We start from the raw sequence: 21,841 nt of genomic DNA, 5'->3' as shown, positions 1-21,841 counted from the left end.
ATGGTTGAGTAATCTTATACTCGACCTATGCAGCCACCTTCGCCAGACGCCGCCGACCAGCCCAGCGACCTGTTCGCGTACGCCGTCCTGCTGCGCACGCTCAACCGGGAGCTGAACCGGAGCACCCTGGACTTCGCCCACGAGAACGGGCTGCACGCCACGGACATCCACGCCCTCTCCGTCATCATGGATTCCTCCGCCGGCGCCGAAGCGCCCGTCACCCCCACGCGCCTGAGGGAAGAACTGGGCCTGACGTCCGGGGCCGTCACCGCCTGCCTCGACCGGCTGGAACGCTCGGGGCACATCAGCCGCGAGCGCGACAGCGCGGACCGCAGGGTCGTCCACGTCGTCTACAACCCCGAGGCCCGCGCTCTGGCGCGCCAGTACTTCAGCCCCCTGGCACGGGCCACCGAGACCGCGCGCGGCAAGTTCACCCCCGCCGAACTCACGACGATCGCCGCCTTCCTCCAGACGCTCAACACCGAACTCGCCGCGGAACGCGAGCAGTGAGAGACCCGGCAGGAGGCAAGGCGGTCTCTTGCCGGAACCGGGGACAGCGACGACGCGGATCTGATGGAGTGAGGGGCCGAGGGCATCGCGTACCGCGTGCCGCGGTCCGGACTGGTCGTTCAGGGAAGGGCGAGGATGCTTGCTGAGGCGATGACGGCGCTGGCCGCGGCGGGTGGCACCGCGGTGGTGCAGGCCGCGGGCACGGACGCGTGGACAGGGATGCGCCGGCAGGTGGCACGTTGGTTCGGCCGGGGGAACCCGGAACGTGAGCACGCCGAGCTGGAGCGCCTCGACAGCACCGCGGGCGAGCTGGAGGCGGCGCCGCCGGCCGAGGTCGAGCGGGTGCGCATCCGTCAGGAGGCGGCGTGGCAGGGCCGGATCCAGGCTCTGCTCGAAAGCCTGGAGGACACCGAGCGGGCCGCGATCGTGGACGAGCTGACCGCCCTGCGGACGCGGCAGACCTCCCCCGGCGACGGCGCGTCCGCCGGGCAGGGCGGGGTGGCCGTGGGCGGGAACGTCATCGTCCAGGCCGACCACTCGTCCGCCGCCGCCCTGGTCATGGGGAACGTGACGCTGGGAAACCCTTCGCAGCCGGGTTCGCATCAGGACTGAGCGCACCCGGTCCCGACGCGGCCGCGCCGGCCCACCACGTCGGCGGCGTCTTCGCCGACCACGGCGGCAGCGCCTTCGGCCACGTCGGACAGGTCCACCACCACGCCGCGCCCCGCGCACCGGCCGCCTGGCCACACCAGGTGGGCGTGATCCCGCCCCGCGCCCTCTCGTTCCAGCACCGGGCCGAGGTCGACGCGCTGCGGGCGGCGGTCGGCAGCGGGGGTACCGCGGTGATCGGCCAGGTCCTGACCGGCACCGGCGGGGTGGGCAAGACGCAGCTGGCCGCCGACTACGCCCGGACCGCCTGGGAGGGCGGCGGGGTCGACGTCCTGGTGTGGATCAGCGCGAGCAGCCGCTCGGCGATCACCGCCGGGTACGCCCAGGCCGGTGCGGAGGTGGTCGCCGCCGACCCCGGCGACCCCGAGCAGTGCGCGCGGGCGTTCCTGGCCTGGCTGGAGCCGAAGTCCGGCCAGAAGCCGTGCCGGTGGCTGGTCGTCCTGGACAACGTCGTGGATCCGGCCGACCTGCGGGGCTGGTGGCCGCCCGCCAGCCCGCACGGCCGTGTCCTGGTCACCACGCGTCGCCGCGAGGCCGCCCTGACCGGGGCGGGCCGTCGCCAGGTGACCGTGGGCCTGTTCACTCCCGAGGACGCGGCCGTCTATCTCACCGCCGTACTCGCCGCGCACGACCGTCACGAGCCGCCCGATCAGATCGCCGGCCTCGCCGCCGACCTGGGCCACCTCCCGCTCGCCCTGGCGCAGGCCGCCGCGTACATCGTCGACACCGACGTCACCTGCGCCCGCTACCGCGGGCTGCTGGACGACCGGCTCCGAAGACTGGCGGACCTGCTGCCCGAGCCCGGCGCCCTGCCCGACGACCAGGCCGTGACGGTGACGGCCGCCTGGTCCCTGTCCATCGAGCACGCCGACCGGCTGCGCCCCGCCGGTCTGGCCCGCCCCATGCTCCGCCTCGCCGCGATGCTCGACCCCAACGGCATCCCCGCCGACGTCCTCACCAGCCGGCCCGTCCTCGCCCACCTCACCCGCCACCACACCCAGGACGCGCGGCCGCCCGTCCACGCCACGGCCGAGGACGCCGAGGGCGCGCTGCGCGCCCTGCACCGGCTCAGCCTGGTCACCTACGCGCCGGGCCAGCCCGTCCGGATCCACGGGCTGGTGCAGCGCACCGTGCGGGAGGACCTGCCGCCGGACGTGCTCGCCCACACCGTACGGGTGGCGGCCGACGCCCTGCTCGACGCGTGGCCGGAGACGGAACGCGACTTCGCCGTCGGCCAGCGGCTTCGCGCCAACACCGAGGCCCTGCGGTCCCATGACGAGCACCTGCTGTGGTCGGACACCGATGTGCACCAGGTCCTGCTCCGCCTGGGCCAGAGCCTCGCCCACGCGGGCCTGTACCAGGCCTCCGACGACCACTACCGGCACCTCGCGGCGATCTCGACCCGGAAGTACGGCGCCGACTCACGCCGCACCCTCGCCTGCCGCAGCAACGCCCTCGTCTTCCTGAAGGTCACCGCGAGCCCCGCGGAGGCCGTGGCGGCGTACACGGAACTCGCCGCGGACTGCGCACGACTCGTCGGGCAGGACGACTCCTTCACCTTCCGCGCCCGCGACGATCTCGCCGGGACCCGGACCATCGGGGGCGACCTGGCCGGCGCGCTGGCCGACTACGAGGGGCTGCTCCTCGACCACCGGCGCGTCCATGGCCCGCACCACCACCGCACCCTCGCGGTCCGTGCCCGGATCGCCGCCCTGTACGGCGAGATGGGAGACGTGGCGGTCTCCACCGCCCGGTACGAGCTGCTGCTCGACGACTGCCGGACGCACCTCGGGCCCCTGGACGACACGACCCTCGACGTACGCAGGGCGCTCGCGCGCCTGCGGGGCGGGGCGGGCGATCCCGCCGGAGCCCGCGACCGGCTCGGCGAGCTGCTGGACGAGCACCTGGCGGCCTTCGGGCGCGACGACCACCGCACCCTGGTGGTGCGGCACGAGCTGGCCGACTGGCGTGCCGCCGCAGGAGACGCGCCCGGGGCCGCCGCCGAGCTGTCGGAGATGATCGACGATGCCGTGCGGGTCCTCGGCTCCGACCACATCGACGTCGCCAACGCCCGCTTCTCGCTGGGGCTGATGCGCGACAAGGCGGGAGACGCGAACGCCGCGCCGGTCGGCATCGACGAGTCCGCCCGCCTGCTGGAGCGGACGTTCGGGCCCGACCATCCGTTCGTCATCGGTCACCGCGGCCTGCTCCGGCTGTGGCAGCACGGTCTGGCGGAGAGCGATCCGGTCACCGCGGCCGAAGCCTGGGCGGAGATGATCGCCGCCCTCAGTCCCGTCTGGGGATCCGACCACCCCCAGGTGCTCTTCCTCCGCGGCAACCTCCTCGCCATCGAGGGCGTGATCGGCGACCCGGGCCGGACAGCCGAGGCGTTCGCCATGCTCCTCGCCGACTGCCGACGGGCCCTGGGCCCCGAGCATCCCCTGACGCTGACGACCCGCGCGCAACTCGCCGACTGGCGCGGCGAGGCGGGCCGCCACGCCCAGGCGGTCGCCGACCTGCGCGCACTCCAGGACGACATGGCCCGGGTCCTGGGCCCGCACCACCCGGAGACCCTGCACGCCCGTGAGCTGCTCGCCGACAAGCTGCACGAGAGCGGAGAGACCGCCGCGGCCCTCACGACGTACGAGGACCTGATCACCGTGCACGGCCACGTGCTGGGCCCGGACCACCCGGACACCCTCCGGCTGCGCACCGCGCTCGCCGGGCGCCGCGCCGACGACGCGGAGGCGGACGCGATGATCCCGGTCTACCAAGAGCTGCTCGCGGACCATACGCGCGCCTTGGGCCCCGACCATCCCCGCACCCTCGAAGTCCGTACCCAACTCCTCGAATGCCGGGCCGATGCGGGCGACCCGGCCGGAGCCGTCGAGGAGTGCCGCGCACTGCTCCTCCACTACGAGCGGCTCATGCCGCCCGACCACGTCGAGCTCCTGCCCGTCCGCGCCACCTACGCCAAGGTGCTCGCGGACAGCGGGGACTTCACCGGGTCGGCCGCCGTGTACGAGGACCTGCTGCCGGTGGCGCTGCGCATCGGTGGCCCCGACCACCTCATCGCCCTCGTGACCCGCGGCTGCCTGGCCGAGGTGCGGGTCCGACGCGACCGGGCCCCGGCCGACGGCCTCGGCGCCTTCTCCGCGCTCCTCGACGACTGCGTACGTGTCCTGGGCCCCGCCCATTACCTCACCGAGGCCACCGAAGCCTTCCGGGACGCCCTGCGCCGCGGCGGCCCCGACCTCCCCTCCACGACGTACCACACGATGCTGGAGCGGTACGAGAAGGCAGAGCGCTCCGGCCGCGCGGCGTCCTCCGGCACCGCGTGACCCCGGGCGCCCGGATGACGAAGGGTGCCCGGTCCGGGATCTCCGCCCGACCGGGCACCCTTCGTCGTGTCAGCGGAGGCCGAGCGCCACGACCTGGGTGATGGCGTCCTCGGCGAAGTTGTCGTCGCTGACGAGGATCAGCAGGCGCTCGCCGGAGGGCAGTTCCGGGCCCCACGTCATGCCCTCGGTGTTGTCGATGGCGGAGAGGCCGAGGGTGTCGAAGTCCGCGACGAGCCTCTTGCGCATCGGCGTCACGGTCTGCCCGGCCAGCGAGTCCATCGCGCGCACGTCGGTCGCCCCGCGCGTGGTGGCGTCGAAGAGGCGGATCTTGTAGCCCGCGCCGGCGACCCAGGTGCGTTCGAGCACGAGGTAGCGGTCGGGCTGGTCCGGGAAGGCCAGGATGGAGGGAACGCCGGTGTCCGGGCCCCAGGGGCTGTTCGGGTCGCTCTCGGCGAAGATCTTCTCCAGCGGGTAGGCGAACTGCCCGAGCACCCTCCCCCCACGGTTCTGCTGCGTGACGCGGACCAGCGCGCCGTTCTCCAGGTCCGGCTCCGGGCCGTCCTGGAGGAGCGGGCCCTCGACCGCGCTGGTCACCACCCTGCCCTGGGAACCGAAGGTGATCGCCTCGATCGCCTGGTTCCGGCGCGGGCCACGCTCCTCCATCGTGATCTCGTAGTTCGCCGGCAGCCGCAGCTGCCCGGTGTAGTCGCCGGTGGCGGAGGCGTACTGGATGGACGGCTGGACGACCAGCGGGCCGACCGCCTTGGGCCGGTCGCCCTCCTGCGCCCACCAGTAGTCGCAGCCGCGCGGGTCGACCCTGATCTCCTCGGGATCGACGGCCTTGCCGTCGCCCACGGTCGGGGCCGGGTAGACCGAACCGTCGGGCTGGCGGAAGGGGTGGGTGTTGGTGAAGTCGACGGCGTGCACACCGCCGGCGTCCACGTCCAGCTTCGCCGTGTAGAAGCGGGCGGGCTGGAGGTACGAACGGTCGTCGCTGATGAACACGTACTCGCCGGTGCAGGGGTTGCGGTCGATGCCGGAGAGGCCACCGACCGTGGTGTCCTTGAAGGCCAGCTTGTGGGGAACGGTCTTTTCGCCGAGCAGGCGGGCCTGCACGGCCCGCCCCAACCCCTTGCCGGGGTCGCCGGGTTGGGCGGCGGCGGCCACGGCGGGGGCCAGGGTCGAGGTCAGGAGCAGGGCTACGGCGCACGCTCGGCGCGTCAGGGAAGAACTCACCAGTTGATCTTGGCCTCTGGCGGGCCGAAGCACAGTCGCCCAATCGGGTAGGTCTCCCGGACATCGGTTCGGTGATCGTCCGGGAACGGCCGCGAACGGGCACTGCGCGGAGTGCGTCGCCGAGCGGGCGCGGTTCAGTCCCGGGCCTTCACCTGTGTGTCGAGGAAGTCCAGCATCGCCGCGTTGAAGCGGTCGGGCCGCTCGGCGCCCGGGAGGTGGCCGGCGCCGTCGACGACCGTCAGGACGGCCTGGGGAACGAGGTCGCGGATCGTCTCGGCGGCCGTGACGGGGGTGTAGACGTCGTCCGCTCCGACGATGATCAGCACCGGTTCGCGGACGGCGGGCAGCGTGTCACGGTAGTCGCGGCGTTCGGCCCGGCCGCGCAGCGCCGCGGCGGCGCCCCGCGGGTCGGTGGCGCGCATCATCGCCAGGACGTGCTCGGCGACCCTCGGCATCGCGGTCACGTTGTACGCGGCGAGCATCTTGTCGATCACCTCGTCCGCGTAGCCGCCCATCCCTTCGGCGAGGAGCCGGTCGGCGAGCCGGTTGCGGACGTCCTTGCCCGCGGCGGTCTCGGCGGGGGCCGAGGTGTCGGACAGGACGAGGGCCCGTACGCGTCGCGGGTGACGGTGGTGGAACTCCATGGCGATCTGACCGCCCATGGAGACGCCGCCGACCACCGCCCGCTCGATGCCCAGGTGGTCGAGGAGCGCGGCGAGGTCATCGGCGAAGTCGGCGAGGAGCACCTGCCCGGGGGTGACGCCGCTGCCGCCGTAGCCGCGCAGATCGGGGGTGACGACCCGGTAACCGGCTTCGGTCAGCGCCGTGACCTGGGGCGCCCACAGGGTGCGGTCGAAGGGGTGACCGTGGATCAGCAGGACCGGCAGTCCGGCCGACGGCCCGAAGTCGCCGTAGTGGAGGGTGACGCCACGCAGGGTTACGGTGTCCATGCCAGGCACCCTAGCCGCGTGATCGCCCGACGTGCGGCGGCGTTTCGCGGGACGGCGGACGCGGCCTCGCCCTGCTCCGTCTGGCTTCCGGGCGGCGGAGCCGGCCGGCCTCGGGTGTCGAGACCGGTCGGCTCCCCTGCCGTGTGCCGTCGGTTCCTAGTGGGGCGCGGCGTCGGTGTCAGGCGCGCCGGAAGCCTGGTAGGCGGCGGCCTGGAGGGTGAACATGTGGGCGTAGAGGCCGTCGTGCGCCATGAGTTCGGCGTGGGTGCCCTCCTCCACGACCCTGCCGGCGTCGAAGACGTAGATCCGGTCGCAGTCGACGACGCTGGCGAGGCGGTGGGAGATGAGGACGGTGATCTGGTCCTCGCGCAGGCGACCGCGCAGGACCGCCTCGTACACCGCGTGCTCGGACGGCGGGTCCATGCTCGCGGTCGGTTCGTCGAGGAGGAGCAGCGGGGCGTCGTTGTACAGGCCCCGGGCCACGGCCATCTTGGCCCACTGGCCGCCGGAGAGGTCCTGGCCGCCGCGGAACCGCTTGGAGAGCAGCGTGCTCCACTGTTCGGGCAGGCGGGCGATGACCTGGTCGGCGCCGGAGGCGCGTGCGGCGGCCAGGGCGCGGTCCGGGTCGGCCTCGGTGAGGCTTCCGGTGGAGGCGGTGATGTTGGCCAGGGCGCTGAAGGGGAACCGTACGGGCTCCTGGAGGACGAAGGCGACCTGCCGCTGGAGCGACCGGGCGTCCATGGTCCGTACGTCGACGCCGTCCCAGCGGATCGTGCCGCCCTGCGCCTCGTGGAGTCCGGCGAGGAGCTTGGAGGCCGTGGTCTTGCCGCCGCCGTTGGACCCGACGAAGGCGACCGTCTCCCCCGCCCTGAGTGTCATCGACACTCCGGTGAGGGCGGGTTCGGGCTTCCCCGCGTACGTGAACGACACGTCGTCCAGCTCGATCGCCGCCACGCGCCCGGGAGCCCGGAGGGTGCCGCCGCGCATCTGCAGGCCGCGGCAGCGTTCGAGTACGGCGTCGAGGTCCGCGACCCACAGGGCGTGCTCGTACACCAGGTGGGCCACGTCGACGAGCCGGGTCAGCGCGGCCTGACCGCTCTGCACGGCCAGGACGGCGCTCGCGCCGGCGGCGAGGGGGAGCCAGCCGGCGATCAGCATGGCGGTGAGCGCGCCGTACGTGACCGCGGTGCCCAGTCCGCCGACGCCTCGGCCCGTCAGGTGCAGCCAGGCCGCCTGCGCCCGCAGGCGCGTGTCCTCCTCGGCGATGCGGGTGATCAGCCGGTCGTGCTCTTCCAGCAGCGCCGCCTGCACGGTGTCGGAGCGCACCTCGGCGGCGGCGTCCTGGTCGAGCAGCAGCCAGGTGAAGACGCGGACGCGGCGCTGCAGGGCGTTCCACCGCTTGAAGGAGTGGTACCGGGCGCGGGCGCTGCGGACCGCGGCGATGCCGACGGGCAGCACGGACAGCAGCATCAGCGGCAGCAGGGCCGGATGCAGGAGTCCGAGGACGCCGATGGTGCCGGCCAGGCCGAGCGCGGCCGAGGCGAGCGCGACGACTTGCCCGATGAGCTCGCGGGCGTAGAAGAGGCCGCGGTCGTACGCGCGGAACACCTCGTCGTGCCAGTCGGCGTCCTCCACCGCCTCCAGCCGTACGTGCGCCGTCAGCCGGAGGAACTCCTTCTCCAGCGCGGTCCGGATCTTCGGGGTGACCCGCGCCTGGGCCATCCCGACGCCGGCCTCCAGGAGGGCCCGCAGGGCGAGCACACCGGCGACGAGGAGGACCTGGAGGGCGGCGGCACGGACGCGCTCGGAGGTCGGCCCCTCCGCGAACAGCGCCTGCAGCACGCCCACGGAGGCGAGGAGCCCGAAGGCGGTCATGGCGGCGGAGGCGAGCTGGCAGGCGACGGCGGCCAGCGTGGCACGCGGGTCCGCCCGCCAGGCGAGCAGACCGATCCGGCGGGTCGTCCGGGGCAGCCCGCCGAGGATCTGCCGGACGGTCGCGGTCGCCACGGCTCCGTCGTGGACGGACCAGTAGGCCTCTTCCATCCCCTCGGTGATGTCCGTGCCGTCGCCGTCGGCGGCGGCCGACGGCGGAGGCGGGCCGAGGGCCGGCGTGCGCGGTGGGGGGACGGAGCTGTCGGGGGCCGGTTTCGAGTGGGCGCGCTCGGTCATGCGGACCGCCTCGGGGCCGTGGCTGCCGTGGCTGCCGTTGCTGCCGTGCGGCAGCGGCCGGTCGCCGGGCGGGCGGGTGGGGCGGGGAGAAGGAGAGAAGCGACGATCTGGGGGTGCAACACGTCCTCCATGCCTGCGGGTCGGGGTGTCGGTCGGCTCAACGAGGCGACATCCCGGGTCGTGCACATCCGATTCGGACGGCGTTCGAACCCTGCAAGCAGGCGAAGGGGAGTTCGTTCCCTGTACATCGATCCGCGCGGGGCACGGGTCGGGGCGGAGACCCCGCGTGGCCGAAACGCCGACGTCGCGGGCGTGCGGCCGGATCTCCGGCGCGGCCCCTCCGTACGGCGCGGGGTCGGTGCCGCGTCCCGCGTCCCGCGCCCCGCGCCCCGCTCAGAACATCGTGTTGTCGTTCCGGGAGGCGGACGGGACGACCTGGAGGACGTCCCAGTGTTCGACGATCCGGCCGGCGGCGTCGAAGCGGAAGATGTCGATGCCGGCGTACTCCTCGTCGCCCGGCCAGGTCTGGTGGCAGTGCAGGACCACGTGGTCGCCCTCGGCGAAGGCCCGCTTGTACGCGACGCGCTTGCCCGGGTACGCGGCGGCCATGCGCTCGAAGTAGTCGATGAACGCCTGCTTGCCGTCACCGACGTGCGGATTGTGCTGGATGTACGTGTCCCCCACGTACCGGTCGACGGCCTCGGCGGGGCGGCACTCGTTGAACATCAGGTCGTAGAACGCCTTGGCCGTGGCCTTGTTCTTCTCCGGGTCGCTCATGGGGCCCACCGTAGGCCCGGCGGGCCGGAGCGGCACGGCGGGGACGCCGTTCCCGGCCGGCCGGCGGGACTGCGCCGCACGGGTGAGGGCCCGGGCGAGAGCCTCATGGGCCGGGTCCAGGGCCGGTCGGAGCAGGCCGTTGGCGTGCGGGGGTTGAAGTCGCCTTCGGCGATCGCCCGGTGGACGGCCCTGCAGCCGAGGTTCCCGCCCTGCCCGGCCCACCGCGCGGCGCCCGTCGGCGGACCCGCGCCCGAAGCCGACGCCACAACCTGCCTGCGCTTCCGCGACGCCGTCGAGAAGGGCTTCGCGCCCACGCGCCGAGGCGCTCGGCTACTCTCCCCGCACCCTTTCCCGGGCCTCGCTCGCCGCGGCCGGCGTCGGCACCAAGGAGTCCATCGACCGGCGCGTCGTCCTGGAGGCCAAGCCCCCCCTCGCCTTCCTCGACGGCCCGGACGAGTCCGGCACGAGCCCGCGGCGCTAGCCTCGGACCCCATGACGATCGTATGGATCAACGGCACCCATGGCGTGGGCAAGACGACGACCGCCGCCCTCGTGCAGCAACTGATTCCGGACTCAAGGGTGTTCGACGCCGAGAAGGTCGGCGAGACGCTCATGGACATCAGCCCGGGGCTGCCGACGACGAGCAACTTCCAGCACTGGCCGCCGTGGCGGCCGCTCGTGGTGGAGACCGCCCGGCACGTCCTCGACTACACGGGCGGCACGCTGGTGATGCCCATGACGGTCCTGTACGAGCAGTACTGGCGCGAGATCGGTGCGGGCCTCGCCGGGCACGGGATTCCGGTCCGGCACTTCGTCCTCCATGCGGACCGGGACGCCCTCCGCGCGCGCATCGCGGGCGACACCGTCACCGGCCCGGACTCCCCGTTCCGCCTCCAGTACCTGGAGCCCTACGCCGAAGCGGCGGCCACGTGGCTCCACGCCGAGGCCGAGGTCGTCGACACCACCCACCTCACCCCCGCCCAGGCCGCCCTGCGGATCGCGGAGTCCGTCACGGGCTGACGGGAATACACGGTGCCGGTCCGTTGTTGTGCGGCCATGGGCCGTACGCGCCGTGCTGCCGTCGCCGCCTCCGTCGCCGTGACGGGGGTTCTCGTGCTGCTGGTGGGGTGCGCCTCCGCTTCCACGTCCGACGGTGTCACCGCTCCCCCGCCGGCGCGTGTCGCCGAGGCGGGCGAGCTCTCCGGGTCCGGGTCAGGGTCCGTCAGCGCGTCGCCACTCAGTCCCACTCCCAGCCCCACTCCCAGCCCTGCTCCCACCGCTCGGCCGCGGGCCGCCGAGATCGACATCCCTTCGATCGGGGTGGCGGACCTGCGGGTCGTGCCGTACGAGGGGAGGACCGACGACCGGGCGGGCACCCGCATACAGGACCGGGGCGTCGCGGCCAGCCCGTACGGGGACCGGGGTGGCGTCGGGCCCGGCGACATCGGCAACTACCAGGTGACGGCGCACCGGCTCTCGGCCGGAGGGCCGCTGCGTGACCTGCCCGAGGTACAGGTCGGCGACCTGGTGCACGTCACCGCCGGAGGCGACACGTACACGTACCGGATCGTCGAGACCCGCTCCACCTCCTTCCGCTCCGAGCGTTCCCTGGCCGAGCAGCGCGCCGCGGTCCCGGGGGAACCGGGCGAACGGCCCACCCAGGCCATGATCACGTTGTCCACCTGCGCGACTCCGGAGGACGACGCGGCGGGCAACTTCTGGCGGGACGCCCAGGGGAATCCCGAGCACCGGATCGACAAGATCGGCCTCCTCACCGCGACCCGACCCGCGTCCGACTAGGGACGGCGACGGCGGCCGCCGCGGCCAGGAAGAGCCGGGCCGCCCGGGGTGCGGGCGCGGCCGGTGAGGACGTGGGGTCGTCGTCCGCCATCGGTGTTCCTTCGGGGCTTCGCTTCCGCGCCTGGGTGACCGCTCGGACGTTACCCCGGCCCGTGCTCACCGGGGGCACCGCTTCGGCGGAGCGCATTGCGGTGATGTTTGCGGCATCCGTTGGAATCCTCGGGAATGTGCTGGCCCGTGATCGTTTCCGCGTGGTGCCCTCCCGCCATGAACACACGTACCAGACTCGCTCTGGCGAGCACCGTCGTCGCCGCCGTGGCCCTCACCGGACCGGCCGCCACCGCCGTGGGGTCCCCCTCGGCCCCGGGGGCCGGCGCCGTGCCGGATCCGACTCCGGCGCCGCTCATCACCGCCGCCAACGCGGTGCCCGGCAAGTACATCGTGACGCTCGACGAGACGGTCGACGCGGCCGCTGCGGCGGCGAAGCTGGGGCTCAAGCCCACGTTCGTCTACGAGAAGGCGCTGAACGGCTTCGCGGTGCCGCTGACCTCGGTCCAGCTGGACCTCGTCAGGAAGACGCCCGGGGTGGCGTCCGTCGAGGAGGACGCGGTGGCCCTCGCCCCGCCGCAGCCCGTCACCCCCACCGGCACCCGCGGACCGGCCGCCACCTGGGGGCTCGACCGGATCAACCAGTGGAACCTGCCGCTCGACAACGACTTCACCACGCTCGGCAGCGGCGCCGGCGTGACCGTGTACATCCTCGACACGGGGATCGACTACGCGCACGACGAGTTCGGCGGCCGTGCCTCGTTCGGCTTCGACGCCATGGGCGACGGGCGGGCCGGGCAGGACTGCAACGGTCACGGAACGCATGTGGCGGGCACCGTCGCCGGGAAGACGTACGGCGTCGCCCGCAAGGCCGGCCTGGTGAGCGTGCGGGTGCTGGGCTGCGACTCCCGGGGGCCGTACTCGGGGATCATCGCGGGGATGGACTGGGTGGCCAAGAACGCCAAGCAGCCCGCGGTCCTGAACGGCTCGCTGGGCGGCGACAAGTCCGTCGCCGTCAACAACGCCGCCACCGCCCTGTACTCGGCGGGCGTCCTGCCCGTCATCGCGGCCGGCAACTCCGCGAAGGACGCCTGTGACGTCTCGCCCGCGTCCGCGGCGGGCACGTTCACCGTCGCCGCGTCCAACGTGCGGGACGAGGAGACGTCCTTCTCGAACTACGGCCGGTGCGTCGAGATCTTCGCGCCCGGCCAGGACGTCGTGTCGGCGAAGCTCGGCGGCGGTTCCGTCGCCCTGAACGGCACGTCCATGGCCGCCCCGCACGTGGCCGGGGTCGCCGCGCTCTACAAGGCGCAGCACCCCACCGCCGGTCCGGCCGAGGTCGGCCAGTGGCTGGACGGCAACTCCACCAAGGGCCTCCTGACCAGCCTCAGCAACAACACCCCCAACAAGCTGCTGTACACCGGCGGCCTGTAGCACCCGCCCTCGCTCCCGCTCCCGCTCCCGCTCCCGCTCCCGCCACGCCTCTCACGCCCCGCCCCGGGTGGTCGGCGACGCCGGGGCGGGGGCCGTGGGCGGCGGGGCGGTGCTGTTCCTGACGACGAGGCTGGTGGCGAGTTCCAGGCGGGTCACGGCGGGTTCGCCCGCGCGCAGCCGGAGCAGCATCTGGACCGCCTCCTCGCCCATCTGGCGGAGCGGCTGGTGGACGGTGGTGAGGGCGGGGCTCGACCAGCGGGCGGGCATCACGTCGTCGTAGCCGACGACGGAGAGGTCCTCGGGGACGCGGAGCCCGCAGACCCGGGCAGCCTCCAGGACGCCGAGGGCCTGGAGGTCGCTGCCGGCGAAGATCGCGGTGGGACGGTCGGGCAGGCGGAGCAGGTCGAGGGCGTGGGCGTAGCCGCCTTCGACGTGGAAGTCGCCGAAGCGGATCAGCTCCGGGTCGCTCGCGAGTCCGGCCATGCCGAGGGTCGAGCGGTAGCCGTCGAGGCGGGCGAGGGAGCACAGGACGTCCTCGGGGCCCGTGATGATGGCGATGCGCCGGTGGCCCAGGTCGACGAGGTGGCGGGTGGCGGCGACTCCGCCGGCCCAGTTGGCCGAGCCCACCGACGGGACGTCCGGCTCCGGGTCTCCGGCCGGGTCGACGATCACGAAGGGGATGGAGCGGGCGCCGAGTTGTCGTTTGACCTCGGCGGGGAGCGAGGAGAAGACGAGGACGACGCCGATCGGGCGGCGCTGCAGGACGCCCTCGATCCAGTCCGGTCCCGGCGCGTGCCGCGTGCCGCTCTCCGTGAGGACGACGCTCGCCTGGTGGGCCTTGGCGAGGTTCTCCACCCCGCGGATCAGCTCCATCGACCACACGCTGTCGAGCTCGTGGAAGACGAGTTCGATGAGCGGGGCCTCACCGGCCGCCCGGGTGGTCCTCCGGTACGAGTGCGCCTCGAGGAGCGCCTCCACCTTGCCGCGGGTGCGGGGCGAGACGTCCTGGCGTCCGTTGAGGACTTTCGAAACTGTCGAAAGCGAGACCCCGGCCTTCTCGGCCACTTCGGCCAGGGTGATTCGCCGGTTCTCCTCGTCATCACGCATCCGAGCAGCATAAAGCACCGGTCCCGGCGACTCCGATGTCACGTTTCCATAACGCGACGACAGAGGGTTGACCGGTTTCACGGCGCCGCCCTAGCGTCCCGCCCATGAAGTTTCGGAAACAGTTCCGAAACTCTTTCGAAGCGAGGCGGTGCGATGAAGCGACACATACGGCTCCTGAGAACGGCTGTCGTCGGTGGGGCGTCGCTGGCCATGACCCTGTCCCTGGCCGGCTGCGGCGGGTCGGACGACGCGGCCGGCGGCGACTCGGGCACGATCCACGTCCTCGTCTACGGGGACGCCACGAACAAGGTGGAGAAGCAGCTCGTCGACACCTTCAACAAGACCTCGAAGGTCAAGGCGGTCCTCGACACCATCCCCGGCGCCGAATACCAGTCCAAGCTGCAGACGATCATCAGCGGCAAGCAGGCCCCGGACGTCTTCTTCAACTGGGGCGGCGGCAGCATCAAGCCCTACGTCGACGCCGGGCTGCTGATGCCCCTCGACGACTTCATCGCGAAGGACCCCAAGCTCAAGTCCGACTTCCTGCCGTCGGTCTTCGACACCGCCGTCGTCGACGGCAAGCCGTACGGCGTCCCGATGCGCGGCACCCAGCCGGTCCTGCTCTTCAGCAACGAGAAGGTGCTCCGGGAGGCGGGCGTCACCGCCCCGCGGACCTGGGACGAGCTGCTGGCCACCGTCAAGGCGCTGAAGGCCAAGGGCGTCACCCCGATCGCGCTGGGCGGCGGCGACCGGTGGCCCACGCAGATGTGGTTCCAGTACGTCTACGACCGGGTGGCCGGGCCCGAGCACTTCGCGAAGGCCGTCAAGGGCGACAAGGACGTCTGGGCGAGCGCCGACAGCAGGAAGGCCCTCGGCATGCTCAAGGAGCTGATCGACGCGGGCGCCTTCGGCACCAACTACGACTCTGTCAAGTTCACCGACGGAGGCTCGCCCGCGCTGCTCGCCACCGGCAAGGCCGCCTTCGAGCTCATGGGCTCCTGGGAGTACTCCACCCTCCAGGACGCCTACCCCGACTTCGTGAAGACCGACCTCGGCTACGGCGCCTTCCCGGCCGTCACGGGCGGCAAGGGGAACGGCGACAACATCGCCGGCAACACCAACAACTTCTACTCGGTGCTCAAGAGCACCGAGCACCCCGAGGCCGTCGCCGACTTCCTGAAGCTCATGTACTCCGACGAGTTCGTCAAGGCGCAGCTCTCCATCGGCAACCTGCCCACCACCGCCAACACCCCGAAGTTCCTCGGCACCGCCGCCAACCCCGAGTACTCGACGTTCCAGTACGACCTGGTGAAGAAGGCCCCGGCCTTCCAGCTCTCCTGGGACCAGGCGTTCCCGCCGGCCGCCACCACCACGCTCCACCAGGCGATCCAGCAGTTCTTCAACGGACAGTCGGACGCCGACGCCTTCATCGCCGCCATGCAGAGCCTGCCCGCGGCCTGACCACCGGGACTTCCGACATGACCCCCGCCACCGGTGTGGGCCGCCCGGGCTTCGCCTGGGCGGCACCGGCCGCCGTCTTCTTCGGGCTGTTCGCCCTCGTCCCGCTCCTCCTGGTCGTCGTGCTCTCCTTCACCCGCTGGAACGGCCTCGGCTCGCCCGAGTTCGCGGGCCTGGAGAACTGGAGCAAGCTGCTCGACGACCCCGTGATGGTGAAGAGCCTCTGGCTGAGCCTCGTCCTCACCGTCCTCGGCGTCGTCGTCCAGACCCCCATCAGCATCCTCCTCGGCGTCTGGGCCGCCGGCCACCAGCGCAACCGTGCCGTCCTCTCGGCCGTCTACTTCGTCCCGCTGCTGCTCTCCGTCACCGCCGTGTCGGTGCTGTGGCGCGCCCTCCTCGACCCCAACTTCGGCCTCCCCTCCCAGGCCACCTGGCTGTTCGGGGACGGCAACCTCTTCGGCGTCCAGTCGAGCGCCCTCGGCGTCCTCGTCCTCGTCGGCACCTGGCAGTTCACGCCCCTGCACACGCTGCTCTACCAGGGCGCGGCGCGGGCCATCCCCGACGTGCTCTACCAGGCGGCGCAGATCGACGGCGCGGGGCGGGTCAGGCAGTTCTTCCACATCACCCTGCCGCAGCTGCGCAACACCGTCGTGACCTCCACGATCCTCATGGTGGTCGGCGGTCTCACCACCTTCGACACCGTCCTGATCCTCACCCAGGGCGGCCCCGGCACCGACACCACGAACACGGCCTACTTCATGTACCAGAAGGCCTTCAAGAGCTTCGACTTCGGCGCGGCCTCCGCCATCGCCCTGCTCCTCGTCCTGGTCGCCACCCTCGTCTCCCTGGTCATGGTCCGCCTGAGCGGCTACGACCGGATGCGCAGCACCCTGGAGGGCGTGTGACGCGGAATCGAGGGCGTGTGACGCGCACACGACCCAACTACCTCGCGGGCTTCGGTTCCCTCGTCTGGCTGTTCGTCGTCGGCCTGCCGCTGTACGTCATGCTCGTCGCCACGTTCCAGAGCCGGACCGACTACGCCGCGAACGGCCCCCTCGGGTTCCCGACGAACCTCACGCTCGACAACTACATCAACGACCTGAACGACGGCTTCGCCCAGTACTTCCTCAACACGGTCGTCGTCACCGTCTCCGTCGTGGCGATCGTCCTGCTGCTCGTACCGCCCCTGGCGTACGCGATCGTCCGCAGCGACGGCAAGGCCTCCGGCAGGGTCTTCCGGCTCTTCCTGCTCGGTCTCGCCATCCCCTCCCAGGCCGTGATCGTGCCGATGTTCTACCTCATCAACGAGGCCGGCCTCTACGACAACCTCCTCGGCGTCATCCTCCCGACCGCCGCCTTCGCCATGCCCGTCTGCGCCCTCATCCTCACCGGCGTCATGCGCGACATCACCTCCGAGCTGTACGAGGCGATGACGGTGGACGGCGCCTCCTCCCGGCGGATCTTCCTGCAGCTGGTGCTGCCGCTGTCCAAGGGCGGGCTCTCGACGATCGTCGTCTTCTCCGCGCTCCAGGCGTGGAACGGCTTCCTCTTCCCCCTCGTGCTCACCCAGTCCTCGGAGAACAAGGTCATCACCATGGGCCTCTACGACTTCCAGACCGAGCACGGCGTCGACATCCCCGGTCTGCTCGCGGCCGTCGTCCTGTCCATGCTCCCCATCCTGTTCGTCTATCTGTTCGCCCGTCGCGCCCTGGTCCAGGGCCTGATGGGAGTCGGAGGAAAGTGACCGCCCCCATGACCACGGCGTCGCCCGACACCCCTCCCGCCCCCGACACCCCTCCCGGCCCCGGCCCCGCCTCGGGACCCGGCCCCCTTCCCGGCCCCTGGCGGGACCCCTCACTGGATCCGGAGGCCCGCGTCGAGGCGCTCCTCCGCGCGATGACGCTCCCGGAGAAGACCGCCCAGCTCTACGGCGTCTGGGTCGGCGCCTCCGACGACGGCGCCGAAGTCGCGCCCCACCAGCACGACATGGAGGAGCCGGTCGACCTCGACGCGCTGCTCCCCGACGGCCTCGGCCAGCTGACCCGCCCCTTCGGCACGGTTCCGGTCGACCCGGCGCTCGGCGCGCTCTCCCTCATGCGGACGCAGGCGAGGATCGCCGCCGCCAACCGCTTCGGCATCCCCGCCGTGGCCCACGAGGAGTGCCTCGCCGGCTTCGCCGCCTGGGGAGCCACCGCATACCCCGTCCCGCTGTCCTGGGGCGCGACCTTCGACCCGGAGCTGATCCGGGAGATGGCCGGCACGATCGGGCGCGACCTGCGCGCGGTCGGCGTCCACCAGGGCCTGGCCCCCGTCCTCGACGTCGTACGCGACGCCCGCTGGGGGCGCGTCGAGGAGACCATCGGCGAGGACCCCTACCTCGTCGGCACCATCGCCACCGCCTACGTCCAGGGCCTGGAGTCCGCGGGGATCGTCGCCACCCTCAAGCACTTCGCCGGCTACTCCGCCTCCCGCGCGGGCCGCAACCTCGCCCCCGTCGGGATGGGGCGGCGCGAGCTGGCCGACGTGATCCTTCCCCCGTTCGAGATGGCGGTCCGGGAGAGCGGCGTCCGGTCCGTGATGCACGCCTACACCGACACCGACGGCATCCCCGCCGCCGCCGACGACGCGCTCCTGACCGGGCTGCTCCGTGACACCTGGGGGTTCACCGGCACGGTCGTCGCCGACTACTTCGGCATCGCATTCCTCAAGACCCTGCACGGCGTCGCCGGAAGCCTCGACGAGGCGGCCGGCGTGGCGCTCGCGGCGGGCGTCGACGTCGAACTGCCCACCGTCAAGGCCTTCGGCGGGCCGCTGCTCGACGCCGTCGAGCACGGGCGCGTACCCGAGTCCCTCGTGGACCGCGCGGTCCGGCGCGTCCTCCTGCAGAAGGTCCGCCTCGGCCTGCTCGACCCCGACTGGAGCCCCGTCCCACCGGCCCTGGCGGGCCTGGTCCCCGGTACGGACACCGCCGACACCTCGGACCCGGAGGACCTGCGCGGCACGGTCGACCTGGACCCCGCGTCCAACCGGGAGCTCGCCCGCCGGGTCGCCGAGCGGGCCGTCGTCCTCCTCCGCAACGACGGCACCCTGCCCCTCGACCCGGCCGTGCCCCGCCGGATCGCCCTGATCGGCCCCACGGCCGAGGCCCCCACGGCCGTCCTCGGCTGCTACTCCTTCCCCGTCCACGTGGGCGGACAGCACCCGGACGTGCCGCTCGGCATCGCGCTGCCGACCCTCCACGAGGCGCTCCGGGCGGAGTTCCCGGCCGCCGAGTTCACCGTGGCGGCCGGCACCGGCATCGACGACGGGGCGACCGACGGGATCGCCGAGGCCGTGGCGCTCGCCCGCGGCGCCGACCTCGTCGTCGTGGCGCTCGGCGACCGCGCCGGGCTCTTCGGCCGCGGCACCAGCGGCGAGGGGTGCGACGCGGAGTCCCTCGACCTGCCGGGGGCCCAGGGCCGGCTCCTCGACGCCCTGCTCGACGCCGTTCGCGACACCGGTACGCCCCTGGTGGCCACGCTGCTGGCCGGACGGCCGTACGTCCTGGGCCGGGCCGCCGAGGAGGCGGCCGCCCTCGTCCAGTCCTTCTTCCCCGGCGAGTCGGGAACCGCCGCCATCGCCTCCGTCCTCAGCGGCCGGACCGCCCCCAGCGGCCGTCTCCCCGTGAGCGTGCCCCGGCACCCCGGCGCCCAGCCGTCCACGTATCTGGCCGCCCGCCTCGGCCACGCGAGCGAGGTCTCCAGCATCGACCCGGCGCCCGCGTACGGCTTCGGCCACGGCCTGACCTACACGAGCTTCGACTGGTCCGGCCTCGCGGTGGAGACGGCCGAGACGCCGACGGACGGCGCCTTCCGCCTCTCCTTCACCGTGGAGAACACCGGTGCCCGCGCCGGCACCGAACTCGTCCAGCTGTACCTGCACGATCCGGTGGCGTCGGTGGTGCAGCCCGTGCAGAGGCTCGTCGGCTACGCGCGGCTCGACCTCGCCGTGGGCGAGCGGAAGCTCGTCCGCGTGGAGGTCCCCGCCGATCTCGCGTCGTTCACAGGCCGCGACGGGGCGCGGAGGGTGGAACCGGGAAGCCTGGAACTCCGCTTCGCCGCCTCCAGCACCGCGCCCCGGCTGACGGCGCACGTCACGCTCACGGGTCCGGTGCGGAAGGTCGACCACCGCAGGCGTCTGCACGCCGACTTCGCGATCGCGCCTTCCGCCCCGCCCCTGCCCCCGGTCCCCTCGGTCCCGTGATCACGGGACGATCCTGATGAAGAAGGGATCGCCGTCGAGGATGCGGTCGCGCTGGTACCAGGCGCCGAGGGCGCCGCCCGCGCTGCTGTTGTCCGCTCCCGGTACGTACTTGACCGAGAAGTCGCCGTACGGGGCGGCGGGCCGGTACGTGGGCAGGCCCGCGCCCTCCAGGCTGGAGGCGAAGGGGAACTCGTCGCACTCGGGCTTCGGCACCCCGGGTTTGACCAGCTTGGCGCACTCGGCGCGTACGGCCTTGCGGTTGTCCCGGACGCGCTGCGGGTTCTTCTTCCGGACCAGGCGGTGGAGGGGCGAGGCGGCGGACCCGCCGGGGATCCGCTTGGGCGGATCGGTGCGGGCGGGGACCGTGGCCGCCGGGTCCTCCAGGGCGGTGCGGATGTGCTCGGCGACGGCCGCCTCCTTGCCGCCGAGCCGGTACACGAGGTGGGGCACGGTGTTGTCGAAGACGGCGCCGTCGACGAGCTCGGGCCGCTGCTCGGGCTCGTCCCGGCGGCTCACGGCCCGGGTGGGCTCGTCGTGGGCGTCGGGTTCCGGTTCGGGGCGGGCGATGTAGTCGCTCGTGTCGAAGCGGAGGGTGCTGCGCGGCCCGTCCTTCAACTGGGGTGAACTGCTGCCCGCCTTGCCCCACATGCCGAAGGAGAAGACGGCCTTCACGATGCGCTCGTGTTCGGCGCCCGCCGTCGCGGGCGCGTCCGCCGTGAAGCGGGCGGGGGCCGCCACCCACATGGCCAGCGGGGTCAGGGCGGAACCGGAGGAGGAGTCCTCGCACACGTCCCCGGCGACGGCCGCGTACGTGCTCACGCAGTCGAAGTCGAGCCCGAACCTCGGGTCGCCGGGGAAGCCGGACATGTCGAGCTTCGAGCCCTGGGCGGTGTAGTCGACGCGGCGGCCGTCGGCACGGCCGTTGCCGAGGAAGGTGACGAGCATGGAGGAGGTACCGATGGGCACGGGGATCGTGAAGGGGCCGACCTTGTAGTAGTGGGCGATGACCACGACCTTGACGGCGCACCAGGCGTAGTGGTTCTTGACCCACCCTTCCGGCAGGCCGGACCTGCCGCCGCGCCGGAAGTCCGCCAGGCACTCCTCCTGGGTGACCGGGTCGTAGAGGTCGCGGGTCGCGGGCGCGTCGGCCGCGTCCGTCAGGTCGGCCGCGTTCACGCCGTAGGTGGAGGCGGTGGTCCGGCGGAACTCCGCGGCCTCCTCGGCCGTCCTGGGGACCCTGGGCAGGTCGCCGTAGCCGAGGGACCGGAGCGTGGCTCCCCCCTTGAGCTCCTGGAGGATCTCCTCGGCGGTGCGGGAGGCGTCGTTCCCGACCCCGATCCGCACGAACGACTCCCCGTCGCCTCCCGAGGGGTCGGACGGAGAACTCGCCCCGTACGTGGGACTCGCCCCGTACGTGGGACTCGCGGCGTACGTGGGACTCGCGGCGTAGGTGGGCGTCAGGCCGGTGACGGCCATCGCGGCGGCCAGGGACAGGACGAGTGCGGGCCGCCGCAGGCGCGGGGGCATCCGTCACGCCTCCGTTCCGGGAGCGGCGCCCGCGGTGAGCCGGTACGAGCAGCCCGGGCGGGCGCACGGACCGTCCACGTCCTGGCCGAGCGAGATCAGGTCACCGTCCTTGATGAGGGTGTACCGCACGGTCCAGGAGGCCTCGGGGGCGTCGTCGCAGCGGTCCGAGAACGGATCGCAGCGGGTGAGGGAGACGTCCACCCCGAAGCGCCGGTGGGTGCCGCCGATGACCTCGTCGCGTACGGCGGTGTCGACCCGCCAGCGGAAGCCGTGGTGCTCGGCGGGCCGGGGGGCCTCGGCGCGCACCGTCCACTCGTCCGGCATGCGCCACGCGCAGGCGACGATGCCGACGTCGATCCGGGCCAGCGGCTCGTCGGCGGCCCAGTGGCGCACCGTCAGCTGCTGCGACGGCGCGCAGCGGGCGAGGCCCCCGCCGCCGGTCGCGTGGGCGGGGGCGGCCACGGACAGCAGGGAGACCAGCGTCAGCGCGGCCGCGCCGGCGGTTCGCCGCAGGGGTCGCCGCGGTCGGCGGGGCGGACGTGTGCGGGACAGGAGGGACATGCGTGCTCCCGA

Annotated in this window: 17 protein-coding genes and 1 pseudogene; 11 read left to right on the top strand and 7 right to left on the bottom strand. The window is 72.9% G+C overall.

From position 1 onward, the window contains the following. Positions 1-27 precede the first annotated feature (27 nt). The 3 genes from ABZ621_RS02085 to ABZ621_RS02075 all read left to right on the top strand — a co-directional run bounded on the left by ABZ621_RS02085 (position 28) and on the right by ABZ621_RS02075 (position 4,520). Positions 28-510: a MarR family winged helix-turn-helix transcriptional regulator gene (locus tag ABZ621_RS02085; protein ID WP_360599695.1), complete on the top strand. Its 483-nt coding sequence runs from the start codon at positions 28-30 to the stop codon at positions 508-510. A 135-nt stretch (positions 511-645) separates the two neighbouring features. Further along, a complete protein-coding gene (locus ABZ621_RS02080) occupies positions 646-1,122 on the top strand; it encodes a hypothetical protein (protein WP_360599693.1) in 477 nt (158 codons plus the stop codon). A gap of 146 nt (positions 1,123-1,268) precedes the next feature. Beyond that, positions 1,269-4,520, top strand: a complete 3,252-nt coding sequence (locus tag ABZ621_RS02075; RefSeq protein ID WP_360599691.1) for a tetratricopeptide repeat protein — start codon at positions 1,269-1,271, stop codon at positions 4,518-4,520. Positions 4,521-4,589: 69 nt separating this feature from the next. On the opposite strand, the gene ABZ621_RS02070 is transcribed toward ABZ621_RS02075, so the two are convergent. The 4 genes from ABZ621_RS02070 to ABZ621_RS02055 form a co-directional block, all read right to left on the bottom strand. Further along, positions 4,590-5,756 carry an esterase-like activity of phytase family protein gene (locus tag ABZ621_RS02070; protein ID WP_360599689.1) on the bottom strand — a complete coding sequence of 389 codons (1,167 nt, stop codon included), beginning with the start codon at positions 5,754-5,756 and terminating at the stop codon, positions 4,590-4,592. 134 nt (positions 5,757-5,890) lie between these two features. Beyond that, the gene (locus tag ABZ621_RS02065) at positions 5,891-6,706 is read right to left on the bottom strand and encodes an alpha/beta fold hydrolase (RefSeq protein WP_360599687.1); all 816 of its coding nucleotides are present in this window, start codon (positions 6,704-6,706) and stop codon (positions 5,891-5,893) included. Between the two features lie 156 nt (positions 6,707-6,862). Then, positions 6,863-8,875 carry an ABC transporter ATP-binding protein gene (locus tag ABZ621_RS02060; protein WP_360599685.1) on the bottom strand — a complete coding sequence of 671 codons (2,013 nt, stop codon included), beginning with the start codon at positions 8,873-8,875 and terminating at the stop codon, positions 6,863-6,865. 393 nt (positions 8,876-9,268) lie between these two features. Continuing rightward, complete coding sequence (locus ABZ621_RS02055) at positions 9,269-9,652, bottom strand: nuclear transport factor 2 family protein (RefSeq protein WP_360599683.1); 384 nt, start codon at positions 9,650-9,652, stop codon at positions 9,269-9,271. Positions 9,653-9,883: 231 nt separating this feature from the next. On the opposite strand from ABZ621_RS02055, the pseudogene ABZ621_RS02050 reads away from it, so the two are divergent. From ABZ621_RS02050 to ABZ621_RS02035, 4 genes and pseudogenes are all read left to right on the top strand, one after another. Next, positions 9,884-10,088 (top strand): annotated as a pseudogene (locus tag ABZ621_RS02050) (AraC family transcriptional regulator); the annotation flags it as partial. A 56-nt stretch (positions 10,089-10,144) separates the two neighbouring features. Continuing rightward, entirely contained in the window at positions 10,145-10,672 is a 528-nt protein-coding gene (locus tag ABZ621_RS02045) for an ATP-binding protein (protein WP_360599681.1), read from the top strand. 36 nt (positions 10,673-10,708) lie between these two features. Beyond that, the gene (locus ABZ621_RS02040; RefSeq protein ID WP_360599679.1) at positions 10,709-11,452 is read left to right on the top strand and encodes a class E sortase; all 744 of its coding nucleotides are present in this window, start codon (positions 10,709-10,711) and stop codon (positions 11,450-11,452) included. Between the two features lie 267 nt (positions 11,453-11,719). Beyond that, a complete protein-coding gene (locus tag ABZ621_RS02035; protein ID WP_360599677.1) occupies positions 11,720-12,934 on the top strand; it encodes a S8 family peptidase in 1,215 nt (404 codons plus the stop codon). 51 nt (positions 12,935-12,985) lie between these two features. On the opposite strand, the gene ABZ621_RS02030 is transcribed toward ABZ621_RS02035, so the two are convergent. Beyond that, positions 12,986-14,041, bottom strand: coding sequence for a LacI family DNA-binding transcriptional regulator (locus ABZ621_RS02030; protein WP_360599675.1), 1,056 nt, complete (start codon positions 14,039-14,041; stop codon positions 12,986-12,988). 153 nt (positions 14,042-14,194) lie between these two features. On the opposite strand from ABZ621_RS02030, the gene ABZ621_RS02025 reads away from it, so the two are divergent. The 4 genes from ABZ621_RS02025 to ABZ621_RS02010 all read left to right on the top strand — a co-directional run bounded on the left by ABZ621_RS02025 (position 14,195) and on the right by ABZ621_RS02010 (position 19,741). Further along, positions 14,195-15,502 carry an extracellular solute-binding protein gene (locus ABZ621_RS02025; RefSeq protein WP_360599673.1) on the top strand — a complete coding sequence of 436 codons (1,308 nt, stop codon included), beginning with the start codon at positions 14,195-14,197 and terminating at the stop codon, positions 15,500-15,502. A 17-nt stretch (positions 15,503-15,519) separates the two neighbouring features. Next, complete coding sequence (locus ABZ621_RS02020; protein WP_360599671.1) at positions 15,520-16,404, top strand: sugar ABC transporter permease; 885 nt, start codon at positions 15,520-15,522, stop codon at positions 16,402-16,404. A gap of 17 nt (positions 16,405-16,421) precedes the next feature. Next, positions 16,422-17,243 carry a carbohydrate ABC transporter permease gene (locus tag ABZ621_RS02015; protein WP_360599669.1) on the top strand — a complete coding sequence of 274 codons (822 nt, stop codon included), beginning with the start codon at positions 16,422-16,424 and terminating at the stop codon, positions 17,241-17,243. Between the two features lie 152 nt (positions 17,244-17,395). Continuing rightward, complete coding sequence (locus ABZ621_RS02010; protein WP_360599909.1) at positions 17,396-19,741, top strand: glycoside hydrolase family 3 N-terminal domain-containing protein; 2,346 nt, start codon at positions 17,396-17,398, stop codon at positions 19,739-19,741. On the opposite strand, the gene ABZ621_RS02005 is transcribed toward ABZ621_RS02010, so the two are convergent. Continuing rightward, the gene (locus ABZ621_RS02005; RefSeq protein WP_360599667.1) at positions 19,742-21,268 is read right to left on the bottom strand and encodes a NucA/NucB deoxyribonuclease domain-containing protein; all 1,527 of its coding nucleotides are present in this window, start codon (positions 21,266-21,268) and stop codon (positions 19,742-19,744) included. A 3-nt stretch (positions 21,269-21,271) separates the two neighbouring features. Next, positions 21,272-21,829, bottom strand: coding sequence for a hypothetical protein (locus ABZ621_RS02000; protein ID WP_360599665.1), 558 nt, complete (start codon positions 21,827-21,829; stop codon positions 21,272-21,274). Positions 21,830-21,841: the final 12 nt, after the last annotated feature.

It is taken from the genome of Streptomyces sp. NPDC007863, assembly GCF_040633895.1.
In the GTDB taxonomy this organism is placed as follows: Bacteria; Actinomycetota; Actinomycetes; order Streptomycetales; family Streptomycetaceae; genus Streptomyces.
Note: the sequence above shows the minus strand (reverse complement) of the source record. Positions and strands in the feature narration are given on the sequence as shown.